9 protein-coding genes and 1 tRNA gene are annotated in these 12,815 nt (G+C 72.7%); 8 read left to right on the plus strand and 2 right to left on the minus strand.

What is annotated here, in order from left to right; all coding sequences use genetic code 11:
- The 5 genes from ECOMGDLI_RS07210 to ECOMGDLI_RS07230 form a co-directional block, all read left to right on the plus strand.
- Positions 1-2,871 (plus strand): UPF0182 family protein (locus ECOMGDLI_RS07210; RefSeq protein ID WP_088315556.1); only part of this gene is annotated, 2,871 nt, incomplete at its 5' end.
- A gap of 56 nt (positions 2,872-2,927) precedes the next feature.
- A tRNA-Met gene (locus tag ECOMGDLI_RS07215) sits at positions 2,928-3,001 on the plus strand.
- A gap of 347 nt (positions 3,002-3,348) precedes the next feature.
- On the plus strand, positions 3,349-4,683 hold the full coding sequence (locus ECOMGDLI_RS07220) for an ABC transporter substrate-binding protein (RefSeq protein ID WP_088315558.1): 1,335 nt from the start codon (positions 3,349-3,351) through the stop codon (positions 4,681-4,683).
- 6 nt (positions 4,684-4,689) lie between these two features.
- The gene (locus tag ECOMGDLI_RS07225) at positions 4,690-5,664 is read left to right on the plus strand and encodes a carbohydrate ABC transporter permease (RefSeq protein ID WP_088315560.1); all 975 of its coding nucleotides are present in this window, start codon (positions 4,690-4,692) and stop codon (positions 5,662-5,664) included.
- Positions 5,661-6,494 carry a carbohydrate ABC transporter permease gene (locus ECOMGDLI_RS07230; RefSeq protein ID WP_088315562.1) on the plus strand — a complete coding sequence of 278 codons (834 nt, stop codon included), beginning with the start codon at positions 5,661-5,663 and terminating at the stop codon, positions 6,492-6,494. The genes ECOMGDLI_RS07225 and ECOMGDLI_RS07230 overlap by 4 nt, the downstream gene beginning before the upstream one ends.
- A 40-nt stretch (positions 6,495-6,534) precedes the next feature.
- On the opposite strand, the gene ECOMGDLI_RS07235 is transcribed toward ECOMGDLI_RS07230, so the two are convergent.
- Positions 6,535-7,725 (minus strand): ROK family transcriptional regulator, encoded by a 1,191-nt coding sequence (locus tag ECOMGDLI_RS07235; protein WP_198954640.1) that lies wholly within the window; start codon positions 7,723-7,725, stop codon positions 6,535-6,537.
- A gap of 90 nt (positions 7,726-7,815) precedes the next feature.
- On the opposite strand from ECOMGDLI_RS07235, the gene ECOMGDLI_RS07240 reads away from it, so the two are divergent.
- From ECOMGDLI_RS07240 to ECOMGDLI_RS33685, 3 genes are all read left to right on the plus strand, one after another.
- A complete protein-coding gene (locus ECOMGDLI_RS07240) occupies positions 7,816-10,383 on the plus strand; it encodes a glycoside hydrolase family 2 protein (protein WP_088315564.1) in 2,568 nt (855 codons plus the stop codon).
- Complete coding sequence (locus tag ECOMGDLI_RS07245; protein WP_088315566.1) at positions 10,380-11,279, plus strand: LacI family DNA-binding transcriptional regulator; 900 nt, start codon at positions 10,380-10,382, stop codon at positions 11,277-11,279. Before ECOMGDLI_RS07240 ends, ECOMGDLI_RS07245 begins: the two co-directional genes overlap by 4 nt.
- A 150-nt stretch (positions 11,280-11,429) precedes the next feature.
- Positions 11,430-11,864 (plus strand): hypothetical protein, encoded by a 435-nt coding sequence (locus ECOMGDLI_RS33685; RefSeq protein WP_143447555.1) that lies wholly within the window; start codon positions 11,430-11,432, stop codon positions 11,862-11,864.
- On the opposite strand, the gene ECOMGDLI_RS07250 is transcribed toward ECOMGDLI_RS33685, so the two are convergent.
- Positions 11,748-12,731: a helix-turn-helix transcriptional regulator gene (locus tag ECOMGDLI_RS07250; RefSeq protein ID WP_088315568.1), complete on the minus strand. Its 984-nt coding sequence runs from the start codon at positions 12,729-12,731 to the stop codon at positions 11,748-11,750. The genes ECOMGDLI_RS33685 and ECOMGDLI_RS07250 overlap by 117 nt on opposite strands.
- Positions 12,732-12,815: the final 84 nt, after the last annotated feature.

The following is a 12,815-nucleotide window of genomic DNA, read 5'->3' on the forward strand; positions in this document are numbered from 1 at the left end:
ATCTACACGACCGAGCTGCTGACCAAGGGCGTCCTGTTCGTCGTCGGCGGCGTCGTCATGGCCGCGGCGGTCTTCGCCAGCCTGACGATCGCCTACCGGGCCCGGCCGGTCTACGCCCCCGTCTCGACGGAGCAGGCGAGCCTGGACCGCTACCGCGACTCGATCGAGCCGCTGCGCCGGGTCGTCGTCGCGGGGGTCCCGCTCGCGCTCGGCCTGTTCGCCGGCTCGGCCGCGAGCCAGCAGTGGCAGACGTTCCTCCTGTGGTGGAACCGGGAGCCGTTCGGCCAGCGCGACGAGCAGTTCGGGATGGACATCGGCTTCTTCGTCTTCACCCTGCCGTGGCTGCAGTTCCTCACCGGTTTCCTCACCGCGGTCGTGTTCCTCGCGTCCCTGTCGGCGGTCGTCACGCACTACCTCTACGGCGGGATCCGGCTGCAGGGCACCGGCTCGCGCTTCACCGATGCCGCGCGGATCCACCTCGCGACGCTGGCAGCGGTCTTCCTCCTGCTGCGCGGCGTCGACTACTGGCTCGGCCGGTTCGCGCTGACGACGAAGGAGTCGGGGCTCATCACGGGCCTGCGCTACACCGACGCCAACGCCGTCCTCATCGCGCGCGGGGTGCTCGCCGGCATCGCGATCATCGTCGCGGTGCTCTTCGTCGTGGCCGCGATCGTCGACCGGTTCCGGATGCTCCCGCTCTACGGTGTCGTCCTGCTCGTCCTCAGTGCGATCGTCGTCGGCGGCATCTACCCGGCCGTCGTCCAGCGCTTCCAGGTGAAGCCGAACGAGCGCACCAAGGAAGCCGCGTACATCGCGAAGAACATCAAGGCGACCAAGGCGGCCTACGGGCTGGAGGGCGTCGAGAAGACGCAGTACAACGCGCAGACGCAGGCGACGCCCGACAAGCTGCGCCAGGACGCGGGCCTCATCCCGGGCATCCGGCTCATCGACCCGTACATCGTGTCCGACGCGTTCAGCCAGCTCGAGCAGAAGGCGCAGTACTACTCGTTCCCCGCGGCCCTGGACGTGGACCGGTACACGATCGACGGCACCCGCCGCGACACCGTGACGGCCGTGCGCGAGCTCGACCTCGCCGAGGCGCCCACGACCCAGCGCAACTGGATCAACGACCACATCGTGTACACCCACGGCTACGGCCTGGTCGCGGCCTACGGGAACCAGCGCACCGACAACGGCCGGCCGGTCTTCTTCCAGAGCGGCTTCCCGAACGCCTTCAACGGCAAGGACTACCAGCCGCGCGTGTACTTCGGTGAGAAGTCGCCCGACTACTCGATCGTCGGTGCGCCGAGCACGGCGCCCCCGCAGGAGTTCGACTCGCCGGAGTCGACGACCTCGACGAACGGCGCGAGCTACACGTACACCGGCACGGGCGGCGTCCCGATCGGCTCGTTCGTCAACCGGCTGCTATACGCGACGAAGTTCCGCGACCAGAACATCCTGCTCTCAGGCTCGATCAACGACCGCTCGCGCATCCTCTACGACCGCACGCCGCGGCAGCGCGTCGAGAAGGCGGCCCCGTTCCTCACCCTCGACGGCGACCCGTACCCGAGCGTCGTCGACGGCAAGATCGTGTGGATCGTCGACGCGTACACGACGACCGACAAGTACCCCTACTCGAAGTCGACGATCCTCGCGGACGCCACCGAGGACGCGCTGACCGGGGCGACGAACGTCGTCCCGCTCGGGGCCAAGCGGGTCAACTACATGCGCAACTCCGTCAAGGCGACCGTCGACGCCTACGACGGCACCGTGACGCTGTACGCGTGGGACGACAAGGACCCGATCCTCAAGACGTGGATGAAGGTCTTCCCGGGCAAGGTGCAGCCGATGAGCCGGATCAGCGCCGACCTCATGTCGCACCTGCGGTACCCGGAGGACCTCTTCAAGGTCCAGCGCCAGCTGCTCGGCCGCTACCACGTGACCGACCCCGGCGTGTTCTTCTCCCAGAGCGAGCTCTGGACGGTGCCGCGCGACCCGACCCGGGACAGCCAGACGACGGCCGGGTTCCAGCCGCCGTACTTCCTCACGCTGCAGATGCCGGACCAGGAGGCGCCCGCGTTCTCGCTCACGTCGGCGTACATCCCGGCGACGGGGCAGTCGAACCAGCGGAACAACCTCACCGGCTTCCTCGCGGTCGACGCGGACGCCGGCACCCAGGCCGGTGAACGCAGGTCCGGCTACGGCACGCTGCGGCTGCTCGAGCTCCCGGACGACGTCGTCGTCCAGGGCCCGGCGCAGGTCCAGCAGGCCTTCCGTGCCGACACCGGGATCAGCGCGGTCCTCAACCCGGCGGTGATCAACCGGGCGACGATCGAGTACGGAAACATGCTCACGCTCCCGCTCGGCGGCGGTCTGCTCTACGTGCAGCCGGTGTACGTCCGGCCGGCGGGGCAGAACACGTACCCGCAGCTGCAGAAGGTCCTCGTGAGCTTCGGCGACAAGATCGCGTTCGCCGACACCCTGCCGCTCGCCCTCGACGCCCTCTTCGGCGGCGGGGCGTCGACCGGGACCGGGGGCACCGGAACCGGCACCGGGACGGGCACCGGCACCGGGACGGGGACCGGCACCGGTTCCCCGACCGGCGGGACCGGCGGGACCGGCTCGGCGCAGGCGGACCTCACCACGGCCCTCCAGGACGCCCAGCGGGCGCTCGCGGCCGGCAAGGACGCCCTCGCCAAGGGTGACTTCGCGGCCTACGGCAAGGCCCAGACCGACCTGCAGGACGCCGTCAACCGCGCCATCGACGCCCAGGCCCGCCTCGGCGAGACGGCGTCCACGGCGACGGCGAGCCCGAGCGCCGGAGCGACGCCGAGCCCGACCGCGACCGGTTCGGCGAGCGCGACCGGGTGACGCCGGGCAACTGATTTGCCTCCGCCCCCGCAGGGCCCGTAGTGTCGAGGTACCGACGCGGGGTGGAGCAGCTCGGTAGCTCGCTGGGCTCATAACCCAGAGGTCACAGGTTCAAATCCTGTCCCCGCTACGAATGACTGAAGGCCCGGATCCTGTTCCTGGATCCGGGCCTTCAGTCATTCGTAGCGGGCACAGCCCCCCGCTCATGCTCACGCCCGGTACCGAATCCGAGCCCGCGACGCCCCGGAACCGGTACCCGCCGTGAGCATCGGCGGGTGGTGGGGCGGGCTGCTGCTGGGAGCGGTCGGCGGGCCGGGCACAACCGGTGCCCCCGCTCCGTGACCACTCCGCAACAGACTTACCGTTGCTCTTCCTTACTTCACTTGATTAAGTTAGTCCTGCCCCTCGACGGCGAGGGCGCCCGGGCGTCGGCGCCTGGTGGGTGCCGCCTCCGGCGGTGAACGAAGGAGAGCAACGATGTCGTTGTCCTATCGACGTCGCGCCGTGCTCGGTGCGACCTCCGTGCTCGCTGTCGGTGCCCTGCTCGCGGCGTGCGGCGGCGGCTCCTCGGCCGGGCAGGCGTCGTCGGCACCCTCGGCCGCGGCCGAGCCGTCGGGAGCCATCCAGCTCCTCACCTGGCGCACCGACCTCGTCAAGGACGGCACCTTCGACAAGTACGTCGCCGCCTTCAAGGCCAAGTACCCGAAGGTCACCGACGTCAAGGTCGAGGGCATCACCGACTACGAGGGGGAGGTGAAGACGCGGATGAACACCGACAACTACGGTGACGTCCTCGCCATCCCCAACACCGTCAGCGGCAAGCAGCTCCCGGACTTCTTCGAGCCCCTCGGTGACCAGGCCGAGCTGGAGAAGACCTACCGCTGGCTCGACACGAAGTCCTACGAGGGCAAGTCCTACGGCATCCCGGTCGTCGGCAACGTCCAGGGCGTCCTCTACAACACCAAGGTGTTCGCGGCGGCCGGCATCACCGACTTCCCGACGACGCCCGACGCGTTCCTCGCCGACCTCCAGGCCATCAAGGACAAGGTGCCCGGCGTCACGCCGCTCTACACGAACTACAAGGACGGCTGGCCCCTCACCGCGTGGACGTACTACCGCGGCGGCGTCAGCGGCGACGTGAACTTCAGCAACGAGCTGACCGCCGACAAGGCGCCGTGGACCGGCACCAAGGACATGGCGGTCATCGACGGCCTCGTCTACGACGCCGTCGCGAAGAAGCTCACCGAGGCCGACCCGACGACGACGAACTGGGAGAGCTCGAAGAACCTCGTCGGCACCGGCAAGATCGGCGTGATGTTCCTCGGCTCGTGGGCGATCCCGCAGATGCAGGCGGCCGCGGTCGCCGCAGGCGGCAGCGCGGACGACATCGGCTACATGCCGTTCCCGAACCAGGCGAACGGCAAGTTCTACGCGGTCGCCGGCGGCGACTACAACCTGGGCATCAACGTGAACTCGAAGAACAAGGTGACGGCCCGGGCCTGGATCGACTGGTTCAACAACGAGTCCGGCTTCTCGGCGGCGCAGGTCGGCCTGTCGCCGCTGACCGCGGGCGAGGTCCCCGCTGCCCTCAAGCCCTTCGTGGAGAAGGTCGAGCTCATCACGCTCGAGCCGGCCCCGGCCGGCAAGGAGGACGCGCTCAACCAGGTGCAGAAGGCCGCCGAGCTGAGCATGGACACGCCGGACTACCGGCAGGCCCTCATCGACGACGCCCGCTCGGGCAAGAAGACCAAGCAGCAGGTCTTCGACGCGCTCAACAAGCAGTGGGCGCAGGGCGTCGCGGACGCCGGCTGACCCGTCATGACCGAGACCGCGCCGCAGGCCCCACCAGCACGGTCCGCCGCCGGCCGGCCGGCCCCGGCCACCCGGGCACCTCGCCCGGGTGGCCCGGGGCCGCGCCGGCCCGCGCGGCTGCTGCGCCGGGGGACGCCGTACCTGTTCCTGCTCGTCCCGCTCGTGCTGCTCGTCGGCCTGACGTACCTGCCCGTTGCGAACATGGTCTGGTACTCGTTCACCGACTGGGACGGTCTCGACAAGACCAAGACGTACGTCGGCCTGGACAACTACGTCGACGTCTTCACCCAGCCCCGCAACGTCCAGGTCTTCAAGGTCAGCCTCTACTACTTCGTCGCGTCGTTCGCGCAGATGGGGCTGGCCCTCTACTTCGCGACGGTGCTGTCGGCCAGGCTCCGCTTCCGCAGCATGTGGAAGGGGATCCTGTTCTTCCCCTACCTCATCAACGGGGTCGCGATCGGCCTCATCTTCCTGGACTTCCTGCGGCCGGACGGCGGTCTCGACACGACGCTGCGGGCCGTCGGGCTGCAGAGCCTCATCCACCAGTGGACCGGCGACCCGGCGATCGTCAACTACACGCTGGCGTCGGTCTCCGTGTGGCGCTACCTCGGGCTGAACTTCGTCATGTTCCTCGGGGCCATCCAGTCGATCCCGGCGGACATCTACGAGGCGGCCGAGATCGACGGCGCGGGCCGGTGGGCCCAGTTCCGCTGGATCATCCTGCCGTCGATCCGGCCGATCGTGTCGCTGTCGTTCATCCTCGCCATCTCCGGCTCGCTGTCGGTCTTCGAGATCCCGTTCATCATGACCAACGGCGGCAACGGCTCCGAGACGTTCGTCATCCGCGCGGTGAAGCTCGCGTTCAACCTCGAGAAGGTCGGGCTCGCGTCGGCGATGGCCGTCGTCCTGCTCCTCGTCGTGCTGCTCGTGAGCTGGGTCCAGCGCCGGCTCGTCCCCGACGAAGGGGTGGACATCGCATGACCCGGGTCCGTACCGGCAGCGTCCTCGCACGGGGCGGCGTGTACGCGAGCCTCGTGCTCGCCACGGTCGTCGTCGTCCTGCCGATCGCGATCGTCGTCCTCGGCGCGTTCAAGACCGACCAGGAGTACCTCACGAGCCAGCCGCTCGACCCGCCGGCCGACTGGTCGAACGTCTCGAACTTCGTGACGGCGTTCCGCGACGGCGAGATGGTGTCGGGCTTCCTGAACACCGCGGTCGTGCTCGCCCTCGCGGTGACCGGGACCGTGCTCATCGGCGCCGGGGCGGCCTACGCGATCGACCGGTTCCGCTTCGCCGGGCGCAGTGCCGTCCTCGTCGCGTTCCTCGTCGCGACCCTCGTCCCGGGCGTGACGACCCAGGTCGCGACGTTCCAGATCATCAACGGACTGGGGCTCTACAACACGATCTGGGCCGGGGTGCTGCTGTTCGCCGGCACCGACATCGTGTCGATCTACATCTTCTGGCAGTTCATGCGCTCGATCCCGCGGGCGCTCGACGAGGCGGCCACCCTCGACGGGGCCGGCCACCTGCGGATCTTCTTCCGCATCATCCTGCCGAACCTCAAGCCGGCGATCGCCACCGTGGTCATCATCAAGGGGATCGCCATCTACAACGAGTTCTACATCCCGTACCTCTACATGCCCGACCACAAGACGATCGCGACGTCCCTGTTCGCCTTCAAGGGACCCTTCGGGTCGCAGTGGGAGGTGATCTGCGCCGGCATCGTCATCATCCTCGTGCCGACGCTCGTCGCGTTCCTCGCCCTGCAGCGCTGGATCTACAACGGGTTCACCTCGGGCGCGACGAAGTGACGGGCCAGCACGACCCGGCCGCCGACGCGGCCCCGCCCGGTTACGCGGGGTCGCCGCCGCGCGGGGCCAGCTCGGCCTGCAGGACGAGCGCCGCGGCCCCGAGGGCGGCCGACTCGGGCCCGTGCGTCGACAGGCGCACCTCGATCGGCCCGCTGCCGCGGGCGAACCGGGTGCCGGTGACGACCTCGGTGACGACGGGCAGGTATAGCGGGCCGGCGACGGCGAACGCCGGCCCGGTGAGGACGAGCAGGTCGGGGTCGACGACGTTGACGAGGGTGTGCGCGGCGACCGCGACGAACCGGGCCGACCGCTCGACGACCTCGAGCGCGGCCGGCTCACCGGCGAGCGCCCGCCGTGCCAGCGCGCCGAAGGCGGCCAGGGTCGGCCGGTCCTGCGGGCCGAGGTCGACGCCCGCGGCGCGGGCCCGCTCGACCGTGACCGCGGTGCCGCCGAGCATCTCGACGCAGCCGCGGTTGCCGCACCAGCACAGCGGTCCGTCGACGTCGACGGTCACGTGCCCGATCTCGCCGGCGTTGCTCGTCGCGCCCCGGTACACCTGGCCGCCGGACAGCAGCCCGGCGCCGATGCCCTGCCCCATGAAGAGGGCGGCGATGGTCGTCGTCGCGGTGATGCCGTCCGCCCAGTACAGGCCGACCGCCGTCGCCGTCGCGTCGTTGTCGAGCAGCACCGGCAGGCCGGTGCGGTCCTCGAGCCGGGCCCGCAGCGGGAAGTCCACCCAGGCGGTCATCGCCGGCGGGGCGAGCGCGATGCCGGACGCCGCGAGCTGCGGCCCCGGTGCGACGACGCCGAGCCCGATGAGCCGGTCGCGGGGGACGCCGGCGCGTTCGAGGCTGCCGTCGACCTCCGTGCCGATGACGTCGACCGCCTCCCGGGGGTCGGTGAGCGCCGGCCGCCGCCAGCGCGAGACCGTCGCCCCACCCAGGTCGGCGAGCACGAACGTCGTCGCGTCCGCCCCGAGCTGCACGCCGAGGGCGTACCGTGCGGTCGGCTCGATCCGCAGCAGGGTGCGCGGCTTGCCGCCGGTGGACGCGCCGCGGCCGACCTCGACGACGAACCCGTCCTCGAGGAGCCGTCGGACGACGTTCGACACCGTCGCCTGGGTCAGCCCCGTCGCCTGCGCGAGCTCGACGCGGCTGATCATCCGCGACGCACGGATGATGTCGAGGATCATCGTGCGGCTCTGCGTCGGGTGCGTCGCCACGGAAGCCACGTCGACACAGTACAAGCGGGCCCGTCGCGCACCTCGTGCGACGGGCCCCGCGAGATCCTTGCCCGCAACCGGTTCGACGAGGAGCGCACGATGAGCACGCTGCACGAGGGGTGGACGGTCCGGGTCGCCGGCGGGGGCCCCGTCCCGCCGGAGGTCGCCGGCCGCACCGTGCCCGCGGCCGTCCCCGGGTGCGTGCACACCGACCTCTTGGCGGCCGGTCTCATCGGCGACCCGTACGTGGACGCCGCCGAGCAGGACCTGGTCTGGATGCACCGCGTCGACTGGCGCTTCGCCCGCCCGCTGCGGCTGGAGCCGGCGGCGCCGGACGAGCGGGTCGACCTCGTCCTCGACGGCGTCGACACGGTCGCGACCGTGCGGCTCGGCGACGTCGTGCTCGGCCGCACCGCCAACATGCACCGCGGCCACCGGTTCGACGTCCGGGCCCTCGCCGACGGGCAGGAGCGCGAGCTCGTCGTCGACATCGCGTCGGCGACGACGTACGCCGAGGGGGAGCGGGACCGGCTCGGGGCCCGGCCCAACGCCTACCCGACGCCCTTCAACTACGTGCGCAAGATGGCCTGCTCGTTCGGCTGGGACTGGGGCCCCGACCTGCGGACCGCGGGCATCTGGAAGCCCGTAACCCTGCACCGGTGGCGGGTCGCCCGGCTGGCCGAGGTACGCCCGCTCGTCGGGGTCGGGCCGGACGGCACCGGCGTCGTCGAGCTGCACGTCGAGGTCGAGCGCAGCGGGCTGGCGGCGGCCGGTGCGTTGGAGCTGCGGGCCGAGGTCGCCGGCGTCGTCGCGCGTGCCGTCGTACCGGCGGACGCCGGCCGCTCCGCGCTCGTCGTCCGGGTGCCCGACGCGCCGCTGTGGTGGCCGGCCGGGTACGGCGACCAGCCGCTCTGCGACGTCGTGGTGACCCTGCTCGACGGCGGTAGCCACGGGGAAGGCGCGGACGACGGGGACGGGGCGGACGGTGCTGACGACGTGCTCGACCGGTGGACCTCCCGGGTCGGCTTCCGCACCGTCGAGCTGCGCACGGACGACGACGAGCACGGCACCGCGTTCACGCTCGTCGTCAACGGCCGCCCGGTGTTCGTCAAGGGCGCGAACTGGATCCCGGACGACCACTTCGTCAGCAGGGTCACCCGGGAGCGGCTCGCGGCCCGGTTCGACCAGGCGCTCGGCGCGAACCTCAACCTGCTGCGGGTGTGGGGCGGCGGCATCTACGAGTCCGACGACTTCTACGACCTCGCCGACGAGCGCGGCCTGCTCGTCTGGCAGGACTTCCTGCTGGCCTGCGCGGCCTACCCGGAGGAGGAGCCGCTCGCCGGCGAGCTCGCGGCCGAGGCGCGGGAGAACGTCGTCCGCCTCATGCCGCACCCCTCGCTCGTCGTGTGGAACGGCGGCAACGAGAACGTCTGGGGGCACGAGGACTGGGGCTGGAAGGCCGAGCTGGGCGGGCTGACCTGGGGCGGCGGGTACGCCCACGAGCTGCTCCGGGACGTCGTCGCGCGGACCGACCCGACGCGCCCGTACTGCGACAACTCGCCCTACTCGCCGCGGCGCACGCCGGACGAGGTGCACCCGAACGACCCCGACCACGGCACCCACCACCAGTGGGAGGTCTGGAACCGGGTCGACTGGACCGAGTACCGCAGCGAGGTGCCGAGGTTCTGCTCCGAGTTCGGGTTCCAGGGCCCGCCGACGTGGCGCACGCTCACCGAGTCGGTGCACGCGGCCGACGGCGGCCCGATCGAGGACGCCCCGGACCCGAAGAACGACCCGGTCTGGCTCGTCCACCAGAAGGCCGAGGACGGCAACGGCAAGCTCGACCGGGGGATGGCCCCGCACGTCGGGGTGCCGGAGCGGTTCGTCGACTGGCACTGGGCGGCGCAGCTCGTCCAGGCCCGCGCCGTCCGGTACGCCCTCGAGCACTACCGCTCGTGGTGGCCGCGGACGGCGGGCGCGATCGTGTGGCAGCTCAACGACTGCTGGCCGGTGACGAGCTGGGCCGCGGTCGACGGCGCGGGACGGCCCAAGCCGCTGTGGTGGGCGCTGCGGCAGGCGTTCGCGCCGCGGCTGCTCACGGTCGTCGAACGGGACGGCGCCACGTGCGTCGCCGCGGTGAACGACACCGACGAGCCCTGGGTCGGCGACCTGCGGGTACGCCGCGAGACCCTCGGCGGCCGGCTCGTCGCGGAGGAGTCCGTCGCCGTCGCCGTCGACCCCCGGCAGGTGCACCTGCACGTCGTCCGCGCGGCCGTGGCCGGCTGGGACGACCCGGTGACGGAGGTGCTCGTCGCGACGATGGGGGACGACGTCGCCGTGCACCCGGGCGCGGAGGACGTCCGGCTCGCGCTCGACCCGGACCCGGCCGACTACGCCGTCGAGCGGACGGCGACCGGTTACCGTCTGCGTGTGCAGGCCCGCAGCCTCGTCCGTGACCTCGTGGTCCACGCCGACCGCATCGCCCCCGAGGCGGTCGTGTCCGACGCGCTCGTCACACTGCCCGCCGGGGCGGCCGCCACGCTCGACATCACGTGCGGCGAGCTGGACGACCCCGCGGTGCTCCTCGCCGCACCCGTGCTCCGGACGGCGAACGACCTCCGGGCGGCCCGGGTCGGCGACGTCGCCGCCGCGGCGGCCGGCACGTGAGCGGGGCGGCGCTCGGGCTCGTCCTGGCCCGGCCGGCGCGCCTGCTCGGCGAGGAGGCGTTCTTCAGCGAGCTCGTCGCGGGCATGGAGGAGGCGCTGTCGCCGCACGGGCTGTCGGTGCTGCTCCACATGGTCCCCGACCACGAGGCCGAGCAGGCCACGTGGCGGCGCTGGGACGCCGACCGCCTCCTCGACGCGCTCGTCGTCGTCGACCTGCTCGTCGACGACTCCCGCCTGCGCACACTGGCGGACCTGCGGCTGCCGGCCGTCGTCCTCGGCGGGCCGCCCGACGGCCTGCCGGTGTCGAGCGTCTACGTCGACGACGACGCCGCCGCCCGGGCCGTCGTCGAAGGGCTGGCCGACCTCGGTCACCGGCACCTGGGCCGCGTGAGCGGCCCGCGGCGGCTGTGGCACACCGCCCGCCGCGACGAGGCGTTCGCCGACGAGTGCGCGCGGCGCGGCATGACGATCCGCACGCTCGAGGGGGACTACACCGAGGAGGCCGGCGCCCGGCTGACCCGGGACCTGCTCGGGACCGGGCTGCCGCTCACCGCGCTCGTCTTCGACAACGACGCGATGGCCGCGGCCGGCCTGGCCCAGGCGGCGGCCGCCGGGCTGCGCGTGCCCCAGGAGCTGTCCGTGGTCGCCTGGGACGACTCGACGCTGTGCCGGCTGACGAGCCCGGCCCTGTCCGTCATCGCCGTCGACGTGCACGCGATGGGGGAGCAGCTCGCGGGCGTCGTCCTCGACGCGGTCGCCGGCGGGCCACGGCGCTGCCACCGGGCGGCGCCGCACCGGCTCCTCCTGCGCCGGTCGACGGCGCCCGCACCGGCCGGCCCGTCGTCCGCCGCCCGGTCGTCGTCCGCCGCCCGGGTCCCCGGGACCCGTCGGCCGTAGCGGTCGACCGCTTCGCTATCCGGCTACGGGCTTCGTTGTCCGGCCGGGACGGTCCGGTCTGTCCGACGTCACACCCCGGCCGGCCCGGGAACCGGCCCGGCCCCGCGCGTACGGGCGCTCGCCGCCCGCGCGCAGCCGCACACTGTGGCCATGTCAGGTGCGCAGGGGACGGACCGCCGGGTCGTCCGCTTCGTGGTCGACACCCTCGTCACGCCGGACCAGGTGGAGCTCGTGCGGCAGGTCCTGGCCCGGGCGCTCTGCGGTGCGGACGACGACCACCCGGGGCCGTGCCGGGTCGCCTGGGACGTCTGGCACCTCGACGAGGGCGCGGCGGCGCGCGGCGCGGCCCTCGCCGCGCCGGACGCGGACGCCGTCCGGGCGGCGCTCGGTGCCCTCGAGGCGCTGCCCCCGGCGGTGGCGACCGCGGAGCTCCTCGACGAGCTCGCCGGCGCGGGGCCGGCCGGCCGGTCAGCCCCGGGGACCGCCGCGGCGCAGGGTCTCGTGGGGCAGGACGCCGTAGGTCCGCCGGTAGAGGGTCGTGAACCGGCCGTGGTGCCCGAACCCCCAGCGCAGCGCCACGGCTGAGACCGTCGTGGCCGCCGGGTCGGCGCGGAGCAGCTCGTCGTGCACGTGCCGCAGCCGCACCGCCCGCAGGTACCCCATCGGGGTGGTGCCGAGGTGCCGGCGGAAGGCGAGCTGGACGGCGCGCACGGAGACCCGGGCGGCCGCGGCGACGTCGGCGACGCTCAGGTCGTCCCGCGGGTGGTCGTCGATGTAGGCGACGGCGCGACGCAGCGAGTCGGCAGCGGCGTCGCGGTTGTCCCGGCGGGTCGGGCCGCCGGACGCCGTGTTCGGGAACGTCGCCAGCGTCGTCGCGGCGAGCAGCCGGGCGACGCTGCCGAGGACGAGCGGGTTCGCGGCGGCCGCCGGGTCGGCGAGGACGCCCGCGGTGAACATCCGCGTGGCCTTCCAGTGCGCGGCCGCCGCCGGCGACACGGGGTCGAGGCCGGTGAAGCGGACGGGTGCGGCGGCGTCGGCCCCGGAGGACGCCACCTGCGCGACGAGGTCCTGGTCGAGGAGGGCGAGCTGGACGACGGCGCCCTCGCTGAGCCCGGAGCGGGGTGCGTCGGGTTCGGCGGTGAGCAGGACGTCGCCGCTCTGGACGCGCCGGTGCGACCCCTGGGTCGAGAACTCGAACCGCCCGCTGCGCACGGAGGCGACGACGAGCGGGCCGAGCGAGTCGAACCGGTAGCCGAAGCCGGCCGGCGCATCGAGCTCGCAGAGCGCGAGGGCGCCCGCGTCGGCCACGACGTGCCGCAGGCCGGCGCCGGGCGGCAGCGACGCGACGGCGCTGCGCGGCCCGTAGTGCGACCGCCAGTGCGAGACGGCCGAGTCGTCGTCGGTGAGGGCGTGGTCCGTGCGCACGGGGGGCGTGAGCAGGGCGGGAGTCATCGGCGGTCCTCCCTCTGCGGCCCCGGGGTCTGTGGGGCTGGTGTGCCCCAGGGTGCCCGGGAGCGCACCCAGTCTCCAGCACCG

Source organism: Kineosporia sp. R_H_3 (genome assembly GCF_002198675.1).
Classification (GTDB): Bacteria; Actinomycetota; Actinomycetes; order Actinomycetales; family Kineosporiaceae; genus R-H-3.